The sequence below is a fragment of the Telluria aromaticivorans genome, from assembly GCF_013003915.1.
Lineage (GTDB): Bacteria > Pseudomonadota > Gammaproteobacteria > Burkholderiales > Burkholderiaceae_D > Telluria > Telluria aromaticivorans.
The window spans coordinates 94,880-115,089 of the sequence record NZ_JABAIV010000006.1 but is presented as its reverse complement, the minus strand read 5'-3'; the positions used below and the strand labels follow the sequence as shown (position 1 = coordinate 115,089).

Below are 20,210 nucleotides of genomic sequence, written 5' to 3'. Positions count from 1 at the left end.
AATCCCGATCAATTTTCAGGTGCGCCGCAAAGCGCAATCAGGACACACATGTTTGGTTTTTTACGCAGCTACTTCTCGAATGACCTGGCGATCGACCTCGGTACCGCCAACACCCTGATCTACGTGCGCGGACTGGGCATCGTGCTGGACGAACCGTCGGTCGTCGCGATCCGCCAGGAGGGCGGCCCGAACGGCAAGAAAACGATCCAGGCAGTCGGCAAGGAAGCCAAGCAGATGCTGGGCAAGGTGCCGGGCAATATAGAGGCCATCCGCCCGATGAAGGACGGCGTCATCGCCGACTTCACCGTCACCGAGCAGATGCTCAAGCAATTCATCCGCATGGTCCACGACTCGAAGTTCTTCCGCCCGTCGCCGCGCATCATCATCTGCGTGCCTTGCGGTTCGACCCAGGTCGAGCGCCGCGCGATCCGTGAATCGGCGCTGGGAGCCGGCGCCTCGCAGGTCTACCTGATCGAAGAACCGATGGCCGCAGCCATCGGCGCCGGGCTGCCGGTGTCGGAAGCAACCGGCTCGATGGTGGTCGACATCGGCGGCGGCACCACCGAAGTGGGCATTATCTCGCTGGGCGGCATGGTCTATAAAGGTTCGGTGCGCGTCGGCGGCGACAAGTTCGATGAAGCCATCGTCAACTACATCCGCCGCAACTACGGCATGCTGATCGGCGAGCAGACCGCCGAAGCGATCAAGAAGGCAATCGGCTCGGCATTCCCGGGTTCGGAAGTCAAGGAAATGGAAGTCAAGGGCCGCAACCTGTCCGAAGGCATCCCGCGCTCGTTCACGATCTCGAGCAACGAGATCCTGGAAGCCCTGACCGACCCGCTCAACAACATCGTCTCGGCCGTGAAGAACGCACTGGAACAGGCCCCGCCGGAACTGGGCGCCGACATCGCCGAAAAGGGCATGATGCTCACCGGCGGCGGCGCGCTGCTGCGCGACCTGGACCGCCTGCTGATGGAAGAAACCGGCCTGCCGGTGCTGGTCGCCGAAGACCCGCTGACCTGCGTGGTGCGCGGCTCGGGCATGGCGCTCGAGCGCATGGACAAGCTGGGTTCGATCTTCTCCTACGAATAAAACAGCGGCGCAGCCGATGACACTGCGGGCAGGGCGTGCGGACCGACTCCGCGCGCGTCTGCCCGCAGTGACATGCGCGGCCCGCGCCGACTAGACAGGACGCCAAGCCGGACATGCAATACAGTCCTCCGCCGCTTTTCAAACAGGGCGCCCCCGCGCGGGTGAAGGTGATCGTTTTCGCGCTCATTTCCGTGCTGCTGCTCGTGGTCGATGCCCGTTTCCACACCCTGGGCGCCGTGCGCCAGGTGGCCGCCACCGTCCTGTATCCCCTGCAGATGGCCGCCCTGATGCCGCGCGAAGCGCTCGGCAACATGGGCGGTTATTTTTCGTCGCTCTCCACGCTCCAGAAAGAAGTGCGCGAGCTTAAGACCCAGCAGCTGGCGCAGGCGCGCGTGCTGCAGCAGGCCCAGTACCAGATGGCCGAGAACACCCACCTGCGCCGCCTGATGGATGCGCGCGCCCACCTGCCGCTCCAGGCCCAGATGGCCGAGATCCTGTACGACGCACGCGACCCGTCGACCCGCCGCGTGGTGCTCGACCGCGGTTCGCGCAGCGGCGTGACGCAGGGGCTGCCTGTGATCGATCATGCCGGCGTGGTCGGCCAGGTCACGCGCGTGTTCCCCTTCACCTCCGAAGTCACCCTGCTGACCGACAAGGACCAGGCCATTCCGGTGCAGGTGCTGCGCAGCGGCCTGCGCAGCATCGCCTACGGCCGCGGCCATTCCGGCCTGCTCGACCTGCGCTTTGTCGTGGCCAATGCCGACATCCAGGTCGGCGACGTGCTGGTCACGTCCGGCCTGGACGGCATGTACCCGGCCGGCCTGGCGGTTGCCAAGGTGGTGCAGGTCGAGAACGTCGCCGCCGGCGCTTTCGGGCGCGTGGTGTGCCAGCCGCTGGCCGGCATCGACCGCCAGCGCCAGCTCCTGGTCATCATGTCGCAATCGAATCTACCTCCGCGCCCGCAGGCCGAAGCAAAGACCGCCGCCACCACGGCCCGCCGCAAGCTGCCGGACATGGCGCCGGTGCCACCACCACCGCTGGCCCCATCGCCGCTGCCGCCGCAAGGCCTGCCGGCCGGGCAGGGCGCTGCCGGCCCGGCGAATGCCGTGGGTGGCGTCGGCCCGCAAGCCGCGCCGGCGGTAAGCGCAACGCCGGGTGTCACGCCGGGCGCCACGACGGCCATCCAGCCGCCACGCACGGCTGTCAATCCAACTACCGTTCCAACCACCGTACCCGCCACCGTGCCGGGGCAGCCTGCCGCGACACGAAACCCGGCTGCCATTGTCACGCCCGGCGCGACGCAAGCCACCGCGCCAGCAACGCTGCGTCCAGCACCGGGCACCGCAGCGACCACCGCACCTGCCACCACCGGCGCCGTCGCCACGCCGGCGCGCCCAGCCACCACGGAGGGCCGATAATGGCCGGTAATCGCCCGCATTACATCCTGCTGCCCGTCAGCCCGCTGTTCATCACCTTCAGCCTGGTCTGCGCCTTCATGCTCAACCTGCTGCCGCTCGGCCGCTGGGTCGGCGCGCCCGACTTCGTCGCCGTGGTGCTGGTCTTCTGGAGCATCCACCAGCCGCGCCGGGTCGGGATCGGCGTCGCTTTCATGATGGGCCTGCTGATGGACGTGCACGACGCCAGCCTGCTGGGCGAGAATGCGCTGGCCTATACGCTGCTGTCCTACTTCGCCATCATGATCCACCGCCGCGTGCTGTGGTTCCCCATGATGACCCAGGCGATGCACGTGTTCCCGCTGCTGCTGATGGCGCAGGCGGTGCAGGCCTTCGTGCATTTCACCGCGTCGGGCCGCTTCCCGGGCCTGCTGCATTTCGCCGAGAGCGTCGTTGCGGTCGCCCTGTGGCCGGTGATTACCTGGCTGCTGCTGGCGCCGCAGCGCCGCGCCGTCGACCGCGACCATACCCGTCCGATCTGATGCCCGTTCCACGATCCGAGCAAGTGCTGTGACCGAATTCAAGGACAACGACCGCGAGATCCACCTGTTCCGCACGCGCATGACGGCGCTGGTGGCCCTGGTCTTCATCTGCTTCGGCCTGCTGGTGGCGCGTTTCGTCTGGCTGCAGGTGCTGCGCCACGACCAGTTCGCGCTGCAGGCGGAAGACAACCGCATCGCGCTGGTGCCGATCGTGCCCAACCGCGGCCTGATCGTGGACCGCAACGGCGTGGTCCTGGCCCGCAACTATTCGGCCTACACGCTCGAGATCACGCCTTCCAAGCTGCAGTCGAACCTGGAGTCGACCATCGACGAGCTGTCCAAGCTGGTGTCCATCGAACAGCGCGACCGGCGCCGCTTCAAGCGCCTGCTGGAAGAATCGCGCAGCTTCGCCAGCGTGCCGATCCGCACCCGCCTGACCGACGACGAAGTGGCGCGCTTCACCGCGCAGCGCTTCCGCTTCCCCGGCGTCGAAGTGCAGGCACGCCTGTTCCGCCAGTATCCGCTGGGCGAAACCGCCTCGCACGTGATCGGCTACATCGGCCGCATCAACCAGAAAGAAGCCGCCAAGCTCGAAGAAGACGAACTCGATGCCAACTACAACGGCACCGAGCATATCGGCAAGGAAGGCGTCGAGAAGAAGTACGAAAGCCACTTGCACGGCACCACCGGCTACGAGCAGGTCGAACGCTCGGCCGGCGGGCGCGCCATCCGCACGCTGTCGCGCACCGCGCCGGTCCCGGGCAGCAACCTGATCCTGTCGATCGACATCGAGCTGCAAAAGATCATCGAGGAAGCCTATGGCGAACAGCGCGGCGCGCTGGTGGCGATCGAGCCGGCCACCGGCGACGTGCTGGCCTATGTCTCGCGGCCGGGCTTCGACCCGAACCTGTTCGTGGACGGCATCGACAGCCAGAACTGGAACGAACTCAATACCTCGCTCGACAAGCCACTGATGAACCGCCCGCTGTCCGGCACCTATCCACCGGGTTCCACCTTCAAGCCCTTCATGTCGCTAGCTGCGCTCGAACTGGGTCACCGCAAGCCGAGCGACGCGATCCGCGACCCCGGTTTCTTCATGCTCGGCGGCCACCGCTTCAACGATGACAAGCCGGGCGGCCACGGCACCGTCGACATGTACAAGTCGGTGGTCGAATCCTGCGACACCTATTACTACCAGCTCGGCAACGAGATGGGTATCGACAAGATCTCCAGCTTCATGGGCCAGTTTGGCTTTGGCTATCCGACCGGGATCGACCTGGACTTCGAGAAGACCGGCGTGCTGCCGTCCAAGGAATGGAAGGCCAAGCGCTTCGCCAAGAACCGCGCGGCACAGAAATGGGTGGGCGGCGATACCATTTCGATTTCGATCGGGCAGGGCTTCAACAACTACACGATGATCCAGCTGGCGCATGCGGTGGCCAACCTCGCCAACAATGGCGTGGTGATGAAGCCGCACCTGGTGAAGATGATCGAGGACGGCGCTACCAAACAGCGCACCCTGACGGTGCCGAAGGAAAGCCGCCGCATCTCGCTCAAGCAGGAAAACATCGATTTCATCAAGCGCACGATGGTGGGCGTGACCCAGGAATCCTACGGCACTGGCCACCGCGCCTTTGCCAATGCCGGCTATATCTCGGGCGGCAAGACCGGCACCGCCCAGGTGATCGGCCTGAAGGGGCAGAAATACAATGCCAGCGCGATCGACGAGCGCCACCGCGACAACGCGCTGTATGTCGCCTTCGCGCCGGCCGAGAACCCGCGCATCGTGATCGCCCTGGTGGTGGAGAACGCCGGTTTCGGCGCCGCCTCCGCCGCGCCGATCGCGCGCAAGGCGCTCGACTACTACCTGCTTGGCAAGCGCCCGGCGCCGCCCAAGCCCAAGGACCTACCGCCCGGCGCCAAGGCTGCACAGCCGGCCGCGAAGCCTGCTGCCCAGGCGGCGGCCGCGCCGGTCATCCAGGCCGCCGGCCCGGTCGCCGGCCTCCCAGCCACCAGAAAGGAATAAGCCCATGGCGCGCATCCCAGAACGCCGCTCGCTGCGGCGCCGCCTGCGTCCGTATTTCACGGTCTTCGACTGGCCGCTCGGGCTGGTGCTGTTCATGCTGATGATTACCAGCGTGATCATCATGAGCTCGGCCGGGGCCGAATTCCCCGACCGCCTCGAGCACCAGATCCGCAACTTCCTGCTGGCCTTCGCGGTGATGTGGGTCGCGGCCAACGTACCGCCGCAGATGCTGATGCGGCTCGCCGTGCCGATCTATACGGTCGGCATCGCGCTATTGATAGCAGTGGCGATGTTCGGCATCATCAAGAAGGGCGCGCGGCGCTGGCTCTACGTCGGCGTCGACATCCAGCCCTCCGAAATCCTGAAGATCGCGACGCCGCTGATGCTGGCCTGGTATTTCCAGCAGCGCGCCAATGCCAACAACTGGAAATCCTTCCTGATTGCCGCGGTGCTGGTGCTGGTGCCGTTCATCCTGATCGCCAAGCAGCCCGACCTTGGCACCGCGCTGATGGTGGCGTCTTCCGGCTTCTATGTGATCTTCCTGGCCGGCCTGCCGTGGAAGGCGCTGCTGGGCATGGGCATCGCCGGCGCCGCCGCGCTGCCGATCGGCTGGTCGATGATGCACGACTACCAGCGCGAGCGGGTCATGACGCTGATCGACCCGACCTCCGACCCGCTGGGCAAGGGCTTCCACATCATCCAGTCCGAGATCGCCATCGGTTCCGGCGGCATGATGGGCAAGGGCTATGGCAAAGGCACGCAGAGCTACCTGGAATTCGTTCCCGAGCAGACCACCGACTTCCTGTTCGCCGTGTATTCGGAAGAGTTCGGGCTGATCGGCAATTGCTTCCTGCTGATCATTTACCTGATGCTGATTGCGCGGGGAATGATGATCGCCGCCAATGCACCGAACACGTTCTCGCGCCTGCTGGCCGGCGCCATCACGATGATTTTCTTCACCTATGCCTTCGTCAACATGGGCATGGTGAGCGGAATTTTGCCGGTCGTCGGAGTTCCCTTGCCTTTCATGAGCTATGGCGGAACCGCCTTCATTACCCTCGGCCTCGGCGCTGGTATATTGATGAGTATTCAAAGACATCGTAAACTGGTGCAGACATAACTGAACGAGGACTGCGAATGGCCGTTCCAAGAAAACAACTTGCTGCGGTCACCGTAGTTACTGCATTCACGACACTGCTCACCGGCTGCAGCACCACCGGTGAGCACAAGAGCCTGATCCCGCTGCCCTGGGGCCACCGCCCCACGGCGCAGCACCCCGAGGCACCGAAGCTGCCGGCGGCCAAGTCCGGCCGCGGCGGCTATTACAAGGACGACGGCCCCGGCGCCAACCCGCCGCCCGGCCTGCTCGACCTGCCCGACGCCATCGTCCGCGCCGAACCCTATGCGAAATGGGCCAACCGCCCGTATTCCGTGCTCGGCCAGAGCTATACCCCGATCACGCACGAAGACCCGTTCACCCAGCGCGGCGTGGCCAGCTGGTATGGCGTCAAGTTCCACGGCCAGAAGACCTCGTCGGGCGAACTGTACGACATGTACAAGATGACCGCGGCGCACCCGACCCTGCCGATTCCCTCGTACGTGCGAGTGACCAGCGTCGACAGCGGCAAATCGGTCATCGTCCGCATCAACGACCGCGGTCCCTTCCACGCCAGCCGCGTGATCGACGTGTCGTACACGGCTGCGCTCAAGCTCGGCCTGCTGGGAAAGGGCAGCCACCAGGTCGAGATCGAACGCCTGTTCCCGAACGACCATCCGAGCCGCATCGCCACCGTGCGCCGCGCCATGACCTCGCATGCGCAATCGGCGCCGCCGGAAATCACCGCGCTGATGCTGGAAGATACCGTGCGCTCCGACAGCGCGGCGGTGGCGCAGGTAGTGCCCAAGCTGGTGCCGGCAGGAAGCTTCTACGTCCAGCTCGGCGCCTATGGCCGCGCCGGCATGGCCGACGCGATGAGCGAGCGGCTGGCCCAGGCCGGGCTGGCTCTGGGGGCGCTCGAGGTGGTGAAGGTGGGTTCCGTCAACCGCCTGTATGGCGGGCCGTATGCCACGAGAGACGAGGCGCAGGCGGCGGCGCGCGCGGTACCGGCGTCGTTCGGGCTGAAGCCGATTGTGGTCAAGCGCTAGCTTGGTGCCTTGCTTGGCGGCGCATGATTTGAACGTCAGCGCCGTCGATATCTGGTCGTTGGTGTTTCTTTTTTTTGCTGCTCGACGTAGTGCATATCGACATACCATCGCACCCCATAGACAAAGGCGCGCTCCGTCCGTAGACTGCAGTGCCTTGCGCGGATGCGACGTCTGAAGCGGTCGAGCAGCTTGTAAGCTTGCTCCGCACCGGTGGCAACCGTAACGTCTTACACCATTATCATTACCCTAATCGATGCACAGTCGCGCCAGATCTAGAACTGGCGCGACTTGCGCAAGATCGAACCAATAGGCTCGTCAACTCGACGCCGTGCTTGCCGGCGAACCCATTCGTATAACTTCCATTGATGTCTCAAGGAGACAGTTTATGCATCGTTTTTTCCCACTACTCCTACTTCTAGCGGCCTTCTGTCCACATGCGCGCTCAGAAGGCTTCATTCCAAGGGTTGATGGTGAAGCATTTGCAAAAAAGTCCGTGGCAAAGCCTGTGAGTGGCGACCGTCTGTTCGAGTTCATTAAAGAGGATGAGTCGTTCGACAGCTGGACCAAGCTTATCGCGTATCGCTACCAGCGGCTTTCGGGGCTTAGCAATGATCCGATCAAGTACGCGTACGCTATGCAGCACGCGATCACGCAGCAGAACCCAGCGGCGGCGGTGAAGGTAAGCGAAAACCAACAAACCCATGAAGCAGTCCTTGATTTCGTCACTTGGCCTAAGGATCAGAGTTACGTGGAACTTAACGTGTTCCGCTTCGTCAAGAGCAAAGATGGTAACGCTGTCGTTTCCATTCAGTTGGCGAACAAATTCGTGCCTCCTAAGCCGACTTTTACCCAAGATGGCGTGGAAAAATATCAGCAACAGCTAATGGTGATCAGAGACCGCAGGAAATCTTGGATCAAGCAGGCAACAGACGCTGATCTACAAGTTATTGAAGCCGAACTATTGAAGGAACAATGAGACCTAATGCTTTCATCGAGCGGCTTACGTCCAGGCTAGGCCTACAGTAGTTGCTCGCTTAGGGAGCAGGCTTATCGCCGCGTTTGGCGTATCGCAGGGCCAGCACACGCTCATTAGCTGCATGTCCCGGCTGTTGGCAAATCCAGGCCAGCTGCTGACCGCCTAATTGCAGGGTCGCAGCTGCACGCCCGTGAAATTGTCGGCGATGTCGGCCAGGCTGGTGCGCTCTTCAATCGTCAGGTTGCGGAACTGCCAAGCCGCACGCGTGCTCTGCGGCCCGCGCGGCAGCACGCGCACGCCGCGCACGCCTTGTCGGCCCAGGTCTGCCACCAGCTTCTGCGCAGCGGCGTCGGTCTTGAACACGCCCAGCGAGATCGCCCATTTCAGCGGCGATTCGCCCTGCATCACGAAGTAATTCGCCACGCCGCGTTCCTTCAGCTCGGCCGCACGCTTGTCGGCACCTTCCTTGCCGCCGCTCGCTGGCAGGTAGACCAGGTGGCTGGTCACTTCCTGGAAGGCCACGCTGGTGCGGGCCTGGCGCTCGCCAAAACCGAAGCGCGCAATGCGCGACTCGAAGCGGCGGGCGTCGGCGTTTGAAAAGGCGCCGGCCTGCATGCAGGCGACGGTGGCTGCGGCAGGGACCACTGGCGGAGCAGGTTCGGCAGGCAGTGGCGCTGCGGGCGCCGGTGCCGCTGCCGGCGTGCCCTCGGCGGTGGCACGCACCTCGGCCGCGGTCAGCATGGTCATGCGCCCGGCGGCCAGCTGGTTCTTCAGGCGTTGCGGCTCGCGCTCGCTGCCCTCGACCTTGCCCAGGATGCCCTGGCTATAGGCGAACAGCCCGGCGTTTGCTGCCAGCAGTACCCAGAATACGAATTTCAACAAGAACGGTCTCCCATCTTCAGTCGGCGGCTGCGGCATGCAGGCCGACCAGCACGATATTATCGACCAGCCGGTAGCCGACCTTGAGGGCCGGCGCGATATAGGTCGCGGCGCCACCGGAGACGATGCAGGCGCTGGCGCCATGGCCGGCGCAGGCGCGCTCGATAGCGCCCGCTTGCGCCGACAGGATCCCCGACACGATCGCGTCGTCGGTATTGTCGCCGAAGAGCGGCGGTGCGGCGGCGCCCGGTGCTACCTGGGGCAACTGGGCGGTGTTGCGGGCCAGCGAGGCGGCCATCAGGGCCAGGCCCGGCAGGATCATTCCGCCGACGAACAGCCCGTCGGCGCGCACCGCATCGACCGTGGTCGCAGTGCCGCAGGTGGCGACGACGATGTTTTGGCCGGGCGCCAGTGCGCGGGCGCCGATGGCGGCGGCGAAGCGGTCGCAGCCCAGCTGGCCGGGCTTGCGGTAGCCGTTGCGCAGGCCCGCGCGATCGAGCGTCGAGGCAAACCATTCGACCGCGATCGCCGCCGGCAAGGCCTGCGCGATCCGCTCGCGCACCTCGAGGCCGGCGACATTCGACACGATCGCGCGGCTGATACCCGCGCGGCGCCATGCTGCGGCGATGTCGGTCAGGTCAAGGTGCGGGGCGGCATGGCTGGTTTCCCACTCGCCCAGCGCGGCGCCGGGCAGCGCAATGGCCCACTTGATCCGGGTATTGCCGGCATCGACCAGCAGCAGGTTCATGGCTTCACCCGCAGCGAGACGTCGCCGGCCAGCAGCGCGATACGGCCGTCAAGCGTATCGAGCAGCAGGCGCCCGGTGTCGTCCACGCCCGCGGCCAGGCCCTCGTGCAGCACAGTGCCGTTGTCGATGATCGTCACCGTTTCGCCCTGCCAGGCATGGCGCAGGTTCCAGCGCGCGCAGAAGGCGCCGAAGCCGTGGCGTGCGAACAGGCGCAGCGCTTCGGCCAGGCCATCGAGCAGGGCGGCCACCAGCACGTCGCGTTCCATGCGCGCCAGCCAGGGCGCCCCGGCCGCGCCGCGCCCCAGGCGTGCTTCCATCTCGTCCGGCATGATGAGATTCAGGCCGATGCCGATAATGGCCCAGGTGCCGCCTCCCTGGGCCGCCTGGGTTTCGATCAGGATGCCGGCCAGCTTGTCGCCGTCCTTCAGCACGTCGTTCGGCCACTTGAGCTGCACCTGTACACCGAGCTGTCCCAGTACGTCGCCCAGCGCCACGCCGACCGCGAGCGGCAGGCCGCTGAGCGCCTGCGGTCCACCGTCGAATTTCCAGGCCAGCGAGAAGGTCAGCGAACCTTCGCTCGAGGACAACCAGCTGCGTCCGGCGCGGCCGCGGCCGGCGGTCTGGTTCTCGGCGACCAGCAGCAACGGCTCGGTCAGTTGGGCCGCACGCGCCAGCAGGTCGGCATTGGTCGAACCCGTCTCGGCCACGACCTCGATGGCGACGCCGGCGCGGGCCAGCGCGGCGATGTTCGCGGCCTTCATGCTTCGCCCTTGCCCTGCTTGGTCGGCGCGCGCGAGAACGCGAAATCGAACAGGCCGTTCGGCAGCAGGCGCAGCAGCTTGGCCACGACGCCCATCTGCCAGGGCAGCACGCGGTAGCTGTGGCCGCGTGCGATCACCTCGAGCGCCTGCGCGGCGAAGCGCCCCGCCGGCATCAGGAAGGGCATCGGGAACCGGTTGTGGCGGGTCATGGGCGTGTCGATATAGCCGGGCGCGATGGTCACTACCTTGATGTTGGTCGCGCGCAGCTCGAGCCGCAGCGATTCGCAATAGCTGTGCACGGCCGCTTTCGAGGCGCAATAGGCGCCGGCGCCGCGCATGCCGCGGATGCCCGCCACGCTGCCGATGCCCACCAGCCGGCAGGGGCCGGCCTGCGCTTTCATCGAAGCGATGAAGGGCGCGAAGGTGGCGACGGTCGCGCCCACGTTGGTGGCGAAGACGGCGTCGAATACCTGCATGTCGGCGGGGCGTTCGGTGAGCGTGCCGTGCGAAATCCCGGCGCTGGCGATCACAATGTCGGCGCCGCCCGTGGCCGCGATGAAGTCAAAGGCGGCCGCATCCAGGCCCGCGCGGTCGGTGGCGTCGACCGCGTAGATGCGGTGGCGTTCGGGGTAGGGCAGGCCGGCCACCAGTTCCGCCAGCAGTTCGCGGCGGCGCGCCAGCAGGCCGAGGGTGGCGCCGCGCGCCGCGTATTCGCGGGCCAGCGCCGCGCCGATGCCGCTCGAGGCGCCGGTGATGAAGACCCGGTCCGAGCGGCCCGGCGCCAGGGTCATTTCTTGTCCGCTTTCGCGCGCGCGACCAGCCTGTCCATCACCTGCAGGGTGCCCTGCAATGCGTCGCCATCGCCACGAGTGGCTTCCTGCACCATGCCGGGCGAGGTGAGGAAGCGGCCGTCGACCGCGATCATCGGCCAGTGGGTGATGCGGTAGTCCTCCATCATCGACTGCGCACGGCGCACCTTGGCCTGCACCCCGAACGAGCGGTAGGCATCGATGAAGCGCGCGCGGTCGATGCCGGCGCGGCTGGCCCAGTCGAATACCTGCTCGTCCTGGGCCAGGGGAAGACGCTCGACGTGCATCGCCGTGAAGGCCTTGCCATGGTACTGCTCGACCAGGTCGAGCGATTCGAGCGTGAAGAACAGGCGCTGCTGCGCCGCCGTCTGGGCGCCGCGCGGCACGTGCACGCGGCGGAACACGACATTGTCACCCTGTTTTTTCACCCACGCCGCAAGCTGGGGCTCGAAGGCATAGCAGTGCTGGCAGTAATAGGCGAAGAATTCCGTCACCTCGATCTTGCGGCCGCCGTCGGTCGGCTGCACGTTCGGCAGCGACTGGTATTCCGCGCCGTCGCGTGGCGCAGCAGGCGAGCCCGAGGCCGAGCCGGCCAATACGAGCAATGCGGTGGTGCAGAACAGGCGGCGTAGCGGTTGCATGCGGTTCCTTAGCGTTGGTTGCGGACGATGGCGACGTCGATGCCGCTGTCGAGCAGCTTGGCGCGCGCCTTGTTCATGGATTCGACCCCATTGTATGGACCAACGCGCACGCGGTGCAGCACGCCGCCGTCGGTGGTGCGGTCGGTGATCGCGGCCTCGAAGCCTAGCAGCGCCAGCTTGGCGCGGGTGTTCTCGGCGTCGGACATTTCACGGAAGGCGCCCGCCTGCAGGAAGTAGATGTAGCCGTCGGCGCCCGCGGCCGGCGCAGTGGCGCCCGCTGCCGGGGCAGGGGCGGCAGCGATGGCCGGTGCAGGAGCTGGAGTTGCGGCCGGCGCTGAAGGGGCAGCAGCAGGTGCGGCTGCCGGCGCTGCCGGCGCCTGCATGCCGGCGATCGCCTGGCCGAGCGGATCGGCTTCGGCCGCGGCGGGCGCCGGGGCCGGCTTGTTGGCGCGGTCGGCAATCTCACGGTTCGCTTCGCGCGCGGCGTCGCGGTTGCCGTACAGCGGCTTGTTCGGGTCGGTGGCCTGGCTCGGCTCCAGGTCGGCCGGACGGCCCATCTTGTTGGAGCGGTCGGTGAACGGCGACTGCCCCTTGGTGATCACGAGCGCGACCGCCACCGCGATCCCCAGGCCGATGATCAGGCCGATGATGACGCCGGTCAGGGTGCTGCCGCGCTGGCGCAGCGCTGAGAAGGATCGAATGGCGGTCATGGGCTTACTCTTGTGGTTCGGTAGGGGCGCGTTCCATCTTGCTTGGTGCCGAAACGCCGATCAGGGCCAGGCCGTTGCGCAGCACCTGGCGGGTCGCGGTGGCCAGGGCCAGGCGCGCCAGCTTCAGCGGCTCGTCGTCGTCGAGCAGCCATTTGTGGGCGAAATAATAGCTGTGCAGCTCGCCGGCCAGTTCGCGCAGGTAGAACGCAACCTGGTGCGGGCCGAGTTCGAGCTTGGCGCGGGCCAGCACTTCCGGATAGGCGGCCAGCTTCGACAGCAGGCTCGCTTCGTGCGGGGTAGTCAAGGGCGACAGGTCGACGTTCGCCAGTTGCGCCTCAATGCCGCCCCAGTTGGCGAGGGCCGAGCAGATGCGCGCATGGGCGTACTGCACGTAATAGACCGGGTTCTCTTCGCTGGTGGCCAGTGCGACGTCGACGTCGAACACGAATTCGGTGTCGGCCTTGCGCGAGATGAGGAAGAAGCGCACCGCGTCGCGGCCGCGCGTCACGTCGCCGTTGCCCGACCATTCGATCAGGTCGCGCACCGTGACATAGGAGCCGGCGCGCTTGGAGATCTTGACCTCTTCGCCGTTCTTCATCACGGTGACCATCTTGTGCAGCACATAGTCGGGATAGCCCTGCGGGATGCCGATATTCACGGCCTGCAGGCCGGCGCGCACGCGGGCGATGGTGCCGTGGTGGTCGCTGCCCTGCACGTTGATCGCCTGGTCGAAGCCGCGGCGGAATTTCTGCATGTGGTAGGCGACGTCCGGCACGAAATAGGTGTAGCCGCCGTCGGACTTGCGCATCACGCGGTCCTTGTCGTCGCCGTAGTCGGTGGTGCGCAGCCACAGCGCGCCGTCCTGCTCGTAGGTCACGCCGGCATCGACCAGGGCCTGCACCGCCTGTTCCACTTTACCGTCGGCGTACAGCGAGGATTCGAGGTAGTAGTTGTCGAACTTGACGCCGAAGGCCTGCAGGTCGATGTCTTGCTCGTTGCGCAGGTAGGCGACCGCGAAGCGGCGGATCGATTCGAGGTCGTCAACAATGCCGCTGGCGGTGGCTGGTTCGCCATCGCTGGCCGAGACGGTTTTCTTCGCCAGGAAGTCGTCGGCGATATCCTGGATGTAGTCGCCGTTATAGGCCGACTCGGGCCAGCCGGCATCGCCCGGCTTGATGCCGCGCGCGCGCGCCTGCACCGAATTGGCCAGGGTGGCGATCTGCACGCCGGCGTCGTTGTAATAGAACTCGCGGGTCACTTCATGGCCCTGCGACTCGAACAGCGAGGACAGCGCATCGCCCAGCGCGGCCTGGCGGCCGTGGCCGACGTGCAGCGGGCCGGTCGGGTTGGCCGACACGAATTCGATGATCGCGTGGTGGCCCTTGCCGGAATCGCCCTGGCCGAAGGCTTCGCCCTGTTCGAGCACGGTCTTGACGACCGACTGCTTGGCGCTGGCGGCCACGCGCAGGTTGATGAAGCCGGGGCCGGCCACGTCGGCCGACTCGACCAGTCCTTGCGCGCCCGGTTCGGCCAGCACGGCGGCGACCAGGCGGGTGGCCAGTTCGCGCGGGTTGGTCTTGAGCTGCTTGGCGAGCTGCATCGCGATATTGCAGGCGATGTCGCCGTGGCTCGGGTCGCGCGGGCGCTCCAGGACTACGTTAGGGACCAGGTCGGTACCGGCGACGAGCGGCGCCAGGGCGGCCTGGAACAGGGCAACGATTTGTTGTTTTTGTTGAGCGAGCATGGGGAAGTCGGTCTATATAAGATTGCGAACTGCGAGGGCAGGCCTGTGGTCAGGCAAACAGCGGTCATTATACTGGTTTGAGGTTACGCGCAACATGTTCACCATGGCAAGAGCTGCTTGCACGTATTAAGTTGTACCAAAGCCTATGCCGTTACAATGGGGGCCTTTTTCGACCGTATCGACCCTGCCATGACCGACAAGCGCCCGACGCTCTCCCTGAAACCCAAAGCCAAGCCGGCGCGTTCCGCGGCGCCGAAGGGCGGGGCACGCCCAGCCTGGCCTGCCGCCAAGCCGGGACCGGCGCGGACGGAGCGCAGCCAGGAAGGTCGCGCCCAGGAAGCCAGGCAGGCACCGAACCCGGGGCAGGACCGTCCACCGCGCCCGGAGCCCTACCGTCCGGCAGCCGAGCGGGGCCAGCCGCCGCGCGGCGAACAGGCCGGCCGTCCCGGCAAGCACCCGCCCCCGCGCCTGCGCGAAAGCCATGAAGTCACGGTGGCGCCCCAGCAGGACTACCGCCCCGACCTGAAAGCCGATTCGCTGGCGCTGGCCCTGCTGGGCGCTGCCAATGCCGTGGCCCGGGTGCGCGGCGGCACCGCGCTGCCGCAGGCGCTGTCGATCGTCTTCTCGGTCTACGACGTGACGCCGCAGGCGCGCGGCGCGATCCAGGACATCGCCTACCGCACCATGCGCCAGCTCGGGCGTAGCGAGGTGCTGCTCGGCCTCATGACCACCAAGGCGCCGGAGCCGGCCATGCTCGACGGCCTGCTGTGCGCGGCGCTGGCGCTGCTCGACCCGCCGCAGGACACGCCGCCGCCGTACGAGGCCTTCACCGTGGTCGACCAGGCCGTGCACGCGGCCGCCCACCATCCCGACTTCGCCCATGCCAAGGCCATGGTCAATGCCGTGCTGCGCCGCTTCCTGCGCGAGCGCCCGGCCTTGACGGCCGAGGCGCTGAAGCAGCCGCTGGCGCGCTGGAATTATCCGCAATGGTGGATCGACAGCACCCGTGCGGCCTATCCGGACAAGTGGGAAGCGATCCTGGAGGCCGGCAACGTGCATCCGCCGCTGACCCTGCGCGTGAACGCGCGCCGCCTGGACACCGACGCCTATCTCGCCACCCTGGCTGAGGCGGGCATCGAGGCCACGCGCCTGGGCTCCACCGCGGTGCGCCTGGCGCAGCCGGTCAACGTCAGCCAGATCCCGGGCTTCCACGACGGCCTGGTGTCGGTGCAGGATGCCGGCGCCCAGTTGGCCGCGCCGCTGCTCGACCTGCAGGATGGCATGCGGGTGCTGGACGCCTGTGCGGCGCCGGGCGGCAAGAGTGGCCATATCCTGGAAAGCGCCGATGTCGAGCTGACCTCGGTCGATGCCGACCCCCAGCGCCTGGCGCGGGTGCGCGATAACCTGGGCCGCCTCGGCCTGGAGGCCAAGCTGGTCGCCGCCGATGCGCAAAGCGCAGCCTGGTGGGATGGCGTGCCCTTCGACCGTATCCTGGCCGACGTGCCGTGCACGGCCTCGGGCATCGTGCGGCGCCACCCGGACATCCGCTGGCTGCGCCGCAAGTCGGACACACTCCAACTTGCAACACTTTCAAGCAAAATACTCGACAACCTTTGGCAGATGCTGCTACCCAATGGTAAATTGTTGTTTGTGACATGTTCGCTCTGGCCCCAGGAATCGGAGGCGCAGGCAGCCGCGTTTGCGGCCCGCCACGACGCCATCCGCCTCGACGCGCCGGGCCAGCTGCTGCCAGCCAGCGGTGCCGGGCAGGATCATGACGGCTTGTTCTACGCCCTGTTCCAGAAACGCGCGGCGTGACCGTCATCCCGACATAATGCTTCAACTTAAGGCTCCGGCTCACCCGTGACGTTACGATTTTTCTGCCTCCTCGCCTGCCAGCTGCTGCTGGTATTCGCGTGTGCGCAGGCACGGGCCGCCGACGCCGTCGACATCACCCAGGCGGAAATCCAGCTCAGCGAGGACGGCTACCGGCTGAAGGCGCGCTTTGCGTTCGACCTGAACCACGAGCTCCAGGACGCACTCCAGAACGGCATCAAGCTGCACTTCACGACCGAGATCGAAATGACGCGCCCGCGCTGGTGGTGGCGCGACGAGAAGGCGGTGCTGGCCAAGCGCACCGTCGGCATCTCGTACGACGTGCTCACGCGCCAGTACAACGTGCTGACCACCGGCAGCCTGCCGCAAAGCTTTACCACCCTCGAAGAAGCCTTGTCCCAGATCCGCAGTCCCGCGCGCTGGCTGATCGCACCGAAAGGCGCGCTCAAGCAGGGCGAGGTGTATGACGTCTCGGTGCGCATGTACATGGACCGCGACTACCTGTCCAAGCCGCTGCAGGTCAATGCGATCAACGATTCGAGCTGGCGCCTGGCTTCCAACCGCAAGACCTTTGCCTACCGGGCGGGCTGATTCTCGTGCGGGGCATGCGCGTGCGCGGTAAATCCATCAACCAGGCGCTGCGCTACGCACTCGTCGTGGGCGGCGCCGTCGTCTCGATCCTGCTGTTCCTGCTGGCCGGCGTCTCGGACAATTCGGGCTTCTTCGACCGCTACTACACCTGGCTGCTGGGTGCGAACGCCGCCATGGCGGGGCTGATGCTGGTGCTCGTGATCGTGGCGCTGGCGCGCCTGTATTCGCGCTACAAGGCGGGCAAGTTCGGCTCGCGGCTGGTGGCGCGCCTCGTGCTCCTGTTCGCCGGCATCGGCATCCTGCCCGGGCTGGTCATCTTCATGGTGTCGGTGGTGTTCGTGTCGCACTCGATCGAGTCCTGGTTCGACGTCAAGATCGAGGCCGCGATCGAATCGGGCCTGAACCTGGGCCGCGCCGCCCTCGACGAAGCGGTGGCCGAACTGGGGGCGACCGGACAGACCGCCGCCGCCACGCTGGCCGGCCAGGATGCGGTCGGGGTGCAGGGCGTCCTGACAGGCCTGGTCAACGACGTCAGCGGCATGCAAAGTGCGATGCTGCTGGCCGCCGACGGCACCCTGCTGGCGTCGAGCGCCCAGGACCGCAACGCCAGCCTGGACATGGACCGCCCCACGCCCGACGTGCTCAAGTCGGCTGCGCTGCCGGGCGGGTATGCGCGTCCCGAAGGCGGCAGCGGAGGCGCCTCGGCCGGCCCGAACGAGCTCGACGCCGCCACCGGCCTGCGCCTGCGCGTGGTGCTGGCGGTGCCCGAAGCCTCGGGCATGGAGCCGCGCTACCTGCAGCTGCTGCAGGCGGTGCCGGTGAACCTGGCCTCGAACGCCGTGGTGCTGCGCAGCGCCTCCGACGAATACCGCTCGCGTGCCCAGGCCAGGACCGGCCTGAAAAAGATGTACATCGAGATTCTGACCCTGACGCTGCTGCTGGCGATCTTCGGGGCGATCGGCAGCGCCTTCCTCATCGCCGGCAACCTGGCGCAGCCGCTGCTGGTGCTGGCCGAAGGCACGCAGGCGGTGGCCGAGGGCGATTTGTCGCCGCGCCCGATCATCGAGACCAACGACGAACTGGGCACCCTGACGCGCTCGTTCAACGCCATGACCGGGCAGCTGTTCGAGGCGCGCAGCGCCGTCGAGCGCAACCGCACCGCGCTGCAGAATGCCAAGGCCCACCTGGAGTCGGTACTGGCCAACATGTCGGCCGGCGTGATGGTGCTCGATGCCGAGGGGCGGGTGGTGAACTCGAACGACGCCGCCTACCGCATCCTGCAAGTGGAGCCGGGGGCGCTGGCCGGCCCGCTGGCGCGCATCGGCGGCCTTGAGACTTTCTCGAACTGCATCACGCGCGCGATCTCGGCCCAGAGCGCGCAGAGCGCCGCCGGCAGCAACGGGAACGGCGACCGGCGCAGGCGCGCCCACTGGCAGCAGCAGATCGAAATCCCGCGCCGCGGTTCCGGCGACGAGCATGACCACGACATCACGCTGCTGGCGCGCGGCTCGCGGCTCCCGGTCGGCAACGGCCATGGCTTCATCGTGGTGTTCGACGATATCTCGGACGTGATCTCGGCCCAGCGCTCGGTGGCCTGGGGCGAAGTGGCGCGCCGCCTGGCGCATGAAATCAAGAACCCGCTCACGCCGATCCAGCTGTCGGCCGAGCGCCTGCAGATGAAGCTCGAGGGCTGCCTGCCGGAGCGCGAAGCCGAGCTGCTGAAGAAGAGCACGACCACGATCGTCAACCAGGTCGACGCCATGAAACGCATGGTCGACGATTTCCGCGACTACGCGCGCACGCCGCCGGCCATGCTCGAGCCGCTCGACCTGAACGCCCTGATCGGCGAGATCCTGCAGCTGTATTTGTCCGAGGACGGCTCCGACATCATCCACGCCGCGCTGGCGCCGAACCTGCCGAGCGTGATGGGCGACGCGACGCAGCTGCGCCAGGTGATCCATAACCTGGTGCAGAATGCCCAGGATGCGCTGGCCGACCGGGTCGGTGGCGCCGCGCCGCCGCGCGTCGACGTTACCACCGAAACCATCCACTACGAAGGCGCGGACGGCGCCACCGGCACCGCGGTGCGCCTGTCGATCCTGGATAACGGCCCCGGTTTCGCATCGCGCATCCTGGCGCGCGCCTTCGAGCCCTACGTCACCTCGAAGGCCCGCGGCACCGGCCTGGGCCTGCCGATGGTGAAGAAGATCATCGACGAACACGGCGGACGGATCGACATCGGCAACCGCCCGGACGGATGTGGCGCGTCGGTATTCATTTTGCTGTTAAAGTTAGCCCCCGAGGCGAACTTGTCCGAAATATAATAGGGACATAAACTCTCATTAGCGGTCGGCAGTCCTACCAGGCACCAAGCGAATAAGCAGTGAGCGGGTAAGAGATCAGGAAGGCATACAGATGGCGAATATACTCGTAGTTGACGATGAAATGGGCATCCGGGAATTACTCTCGGAAATCCTGGGCGACGAAGGCCACGCCATCACCCTGGCCGAAAACGCGCAGCAGGCACGCGAGGCGCGGGCCGCCGGCGCGCCCGACCTGGTCTTGCTCGATATCTGGATGCCCGATACCGACGGCGTCACCCTGCTCAAGGAGTGGCAGCGCGACGGCCTGCTGACCATGCCGGTCATCATGATGTCCGGCCACGCGACCATCGACACCGCTGTCGAAGCGACCCGCATCGGCGCCCTGAATTTCCTCGAAAAGCCGATCGCACTGCAAAAGCTGCTCAAGGCCGTGCAGCAGGGGCTGAACCGTGCACAGGAAGTGGCGCGCGCGCCGCTGGCGCCGCCGCGACCGGCCGTGACCACCGCCATGCCGATGATGGACAGCGGCGCCAACGCAGCCCCAAGCGCCGCAGCGCCGATGTTCGCGCCGCCGCCGCCGCCAATGGGCAACGGCTCGCGCATGGTGCATGCAATGTCGCAGGGCGAGAGCGCCGGCTACACGCTGTCCTTCGACCTGCCGCTGCGCGAAGCGCGCGACGCCTTCGAGCGCATGTATTTCGAGCACCACCTCGGACGCGAAGGCGGCAGCATGACGCGCGTCGCCGAAAAGACCGGCCTCGAACGTACCCACCTGTACCGCAAGCTCAAGCAACTCGGCGTCGAGCCGGGCAAGCTCGCCAAGAAAGGCGTCTGATTGCGAGAAAGGGTCGCGACCACACTGGTCACGGGCGCGTCCGCTGCCGCACGCGAGGGCGCGATCGCCGCGCTGCTCGCCGCTTTTCCATCCTCCCCAGGCCATAGCGCCATCATCCTCGAAGGGCTGCCCGCAGGCAGCCCGCTCATTCCCGATA

Annotated in this window: 18 protein-coding genes; 11 read left to right on the top strand and 7 right to left on the bottom strand. The window is 66.5% G+C overall.

Annotated features, from left to right (window positions below; genetic code table 11):
* The first annotated feature begins 48 nt into the window (after positions 1 to 48).
* From HGB41_RS16855 to HGB41_RS16825, 7 genes are all read left to right on the top strand, one after another.
* Complete coding sequence (locus tag HGB41_RS16855; protein WP_020656353.1) at positions 49 to 1,092, top strand: rod shape-determining protein; 1,044 nt, start codon at positions 49 to 51, stop codon at positions 1,090 to 1,092.
* A gap of 113 nt (positions 1,093 to 1,205) precedes the next feature.
* Positions 1,206 to 2,510, top strand: a complete 1,305-nt coding sequence (mreC, locus tag HGB41_RS16850; RefSeq protein WP_171086543.1) for a rod shape-determining protein MreC — start codon at positions 1,206 to 1,208, stop codon at positions 2,508 to 2,510.
* Entirely contained in the window at positions 2,510 to 3,028 is a 519-nt protein-coding gene (gene mreD / locus HGB41_RS16845; RefSeq protein ID WP_171086540.1) for a rod shape-determining protein MreD, read from the top strand. Before mreC ends, mreD begins: the two co-directional genes overlap by 1 nt.
* A gap of 28 nt (positions 3,029 to 3,056) precedes the next feature.
* A complete protein-coding gene (gene mrdA, locus HGB41_RS16840) occupies positions 3,057 to 5,054 on the top strand; it encodes a penicillin-binding protein 2 (protein ID WP_171086539.1) in 1,998 nt (665 codons plus the stop codon).
* A gap of 4 nt (positions 5,055 to 5,058) precedes the next feature.
* Complete coding sequence (rodA, locus tag HGB41_RS16835; RefSeq protein WP_171086537.1) at positions 5,059 to 6,174, top strand: rod shape-determining protein RodA; 1,116 nt, start codon at positions 5,059 to 5,061, stop codon at positions 6,172 to 6,174.
* Positions 6,175 to 6,191: 17 nt separating this feature from the next.
* Positions 6,192 to 7,199 (top strand): septal ring lytic transglycosylase RlpA family protein, encoded by a 1,008-nt coding sequence (locus tag HGB41_RS16830; protein WP_171086534.1) that lies wholly within the window; start codon positions 6,192 to 6,194, stop codon positions 7,197 to 7,199.
* A 385-nt stretch (positions 7,200 to 7,584) separates the two neighbouring features.
* Entirely contained in the window at positions 7,585 to 8,175 is a 591-nt protein-coding gene (locus tag HGB41_RS16825; protein WP_171086533.1) for an HI_0983 family protein, read from the top strand.
* A gap of 162 nt (positions 8,176 to 8,337) precedes the next feature.
* Here HGB41_RS16825 and HGB41_RS16820 read toward each other — a convergent pair whose 3' ends face one another.
* The 7 genes from HGB41_RS16820 to argS are packed head-to-tail and all read right to left on the bottom strand — an operon-like array spanning position 8,338 to position 14,467.
* Positions 8,338 to 9,057, bottom strand: a complete 720-nt coding sequence (locus HGB41_RS16820; protein WP_229423079.1) for an SPOR domain-containing protein — start codon at positions 9,055 to 9,057, stop codon at positions 8,338 to 8,340.
* Between the two features lie 16 nt (positions 9,058 to 9,073).
* Entirely contained in the window at positions 9,074 to 9,802 is a 729-nt protein-coding gene (locus tag HGB41_RS16815; RefSeq protein WP_171086531.1) for a type III pantothenate kinase, read from the bottom strand.
* The gene (locus tag HGB41_RS16810) at positions 9,799 to 10,563 is read right to left on the bottom strand and encodes a biotin--[acetyl-CoA-carboxylase] ligase (RefSeq protein ID WP_171086530.1); all 765 of its coding nucleotides are present in this window, start codon (positions 10,561 to 10,563) and stop codon (positions 9,799 to 9,801) included. The genes HGB41_RS16815 and HGB41_RS16810 overlap by 4 nt, the downstream gene beginning before the upstream one ends.
* Positions 10,560 to 11,354, bottom strand: a complete 795-nt coding sequence (locus HGB41_RS16805) for an SDR family oxidoreductase (protein WP_171086529.1) — start codon at positions 11,352 to 11,354, stop codon at positions 10,560 to 10,562. The genes HGB41_RS16810 and HGB41_RS16805 overlap by 4 nt, the downstream gene beginning before the upstream one ends.
* Positions 11,351 to 12,013, bottom strand: coding sequence for a thiol:disulfide interchange protein DsbA/DsbL (locus HGB41_RS16800; RefSeq protein ID WP_171086528.1), 663 nt, complete (start codon positions 12,011 to 12,013; stop codon positions 11,351 to 11,353). The genes HGB41_RS16805 and HGB41_RS16800 overlap by 4 nt, the downstream gene beginning before the upstream one ends.
* An 8-nt stretch (positions 12,014 to 12,021) precedes the next feature.
* Positions 12,022 to 12,723, bottom strand: a complete 702-nt coding sequence (locus HGB41_RS16795; protein ID WP_171086527.1) for an SPOR domain-containing protein — start codon at positions 12,721 to 12,723, stop codon at positions 12,022 to 12,024.
* 4 nt (positions 12,724 to 12,727) lie between these two features.
* Positions 12,728 to 14,467 (bottom strand): arginine--tRNA ligase, encoded by a 1,740-nt coding sequence (gene argS / locus HGB41_RS16790; RefSeq protein ID WP_171086525.1) that lies wholly within the window; start codon positions 14,465 to 14,467, stop codon positions 12,728 to 12,730.
* A 189-nt stretch (positions 14,468 to 14,656) separates the two neighbouring features.
* Here argS and rsmB point away from each other — a divergent pair, with 189 nt between their 5' ends.
* The 4 genes from rsmB (at position 14,657) to HGB41_RS16770 (ending at position 20,053) form a co-directional block, all read left to right on the top strand.
* Positions 14,657 to 16,285: a 16S rRNA (cytosine(967)-C(5))-methyltransferase RsmB gene (rsmB, locus tag HGB41_RS16785; RefSeq protein WP_229423078.1), complete on the top strand. Its 1,629-nt coding sequence runs from the start codon at positions 14,657 to 14,659 to the stop codon at positions 16,283 to 16,285.
* Positions 16,286 to 16,330: 45 nt separating this feature from the next.
* Complete coding sequence (locus HGB41_RS16780) at positions 16,331 to 16,894, top strand: DUF4390 domain-containing protein (protein ID WP_171086523.1); 564 nt, start codon at positions 16,331 to 16,333, stop codon at positions 16,892 to 16,894.
* A gap of 20 nt (positions 16,895 to 16,914) precedes the next feature.
* Positions 16,915 to 19,218, top strand: a complete 2,304-nt coding sequence (locus tag HGB41_RS16775) for a sensor histidine kinase (RefSeq protein WP_371868539.1) — start codon at positions 16,915 to 16,917, stop codon at positions 19,216 to 19,218.
* A gap of 91 nt (positions 19,219 to 19,309) precedes the next feature.
* Positions 19,310 to 20,053 (top strand): response regulator, encoded by a 744-nt coding sequence (locus HGB41_RS16770; RefSeq protein ID WP_171086521.1) that lies wholly within the window; start codon positions 19,310 to 19,312, stop codon positions 20,051 to 20,053.
* Positions 20,054 to 20,210 lie beyond the last annotated feature (157 nt).

Bases quoted from the DNA above. Each gene is read 5' to 3' on its own strand.
- HGB41_RS16855 (WP_020656353.1), top strand. From the start codon at position 49: ATGTTTGGTTTTTTACGCAGCTACTTCTCGAATGACCTGGCGATCGAC.
- mreC (WP_171086543.1), top strand. From the start codon at position 1,206: ATGCAATACAGTCCTCCGCCGCTTTTCAAACAGGGCGCCCCCGCGCGG.
- mreD (WP_171086540.1), top strand. From the start codon at position 2,510: ATGGCCGGTAATCGCCCGCATTACATCCTGCTGCCCGTCAGCCCGCTG.
- rodA (WP_171086537.1), top strand. From the start codon at position 5,059: ATGGCGCGCATCCCAGAACGCCGCTCGCTGCGGCGCCGCCTGCGTCCG.
- HGB41_RS16830 (WP_171086534.1), top strand. From the start codon at position 6,192: ATGGCCGTTCCAAGAAAACAACTTGCTGCGGTCACCGTAGTTACTGCA.
- HGB41_RS16825 (WP_171086533.1), top strand. From the start codon at position 7,585: ATGCATCGTTTTTTCCCACTACTCCTACTTCTAGCGGCCTTCTGTCCA.
- HGB41_RS16815 (WP_171086531.1), bottom strand. From the start codon at position 9,802: ATGAACCTGCTGCTGGTCGATGCCGGCAATACCCGGATCAAGTGGGCC.
- HGB41_RS16810 (WP_171086530.1), bottom strand. From the start codon at position 10,563: ATGAAGGCCGCGAACATCGCCGCGCTGGCCCGCGCCGGCGTCGCCATC.
- HGB41_RS16805 (WP_171086529.1), bottom strand. From the start codon at position 11,354: ATGACCCTGGCGCCGGGCCGCTCGGACCGGGTCTTCATCACCGGCGCC.
- HGB41_RS16800 (WP_171086528.1), bottom strand. From the start codon at position 12,013: ATGCAACCGCTACGCCGCCTGTTCTGCACCACCGCATTGCTCGTATTG.
- HGB41_RS16795 (WP_171086527.1), bottom strand. From the start codon at position 12,723: ATGACCGCCATTCGATCCTTCTCAGCGCTGCGCCAGCGCGGCAGCACC.
- argS (WP_171086525.1), bottom strand. From the start codon at position 14,467: ATGCTCGCTCAACAAAAACAACAAATCGTTGCCCTGTTCCAGGCCGCC.
- rsmB (WP_229423078.1), top strand. From the start codon at position 14,657: ATGACCGACAAGCGCCCGACGCTCTCCCTGAAACCCAAAGCCAAGCCG.
- HGB41_RS16770 (WP_171086521.1), top strand. From the start codon at position 19,310: ATGGCGAATATACTCGTAGTTGACGATGAAATGGGCATCCGGGAATTA.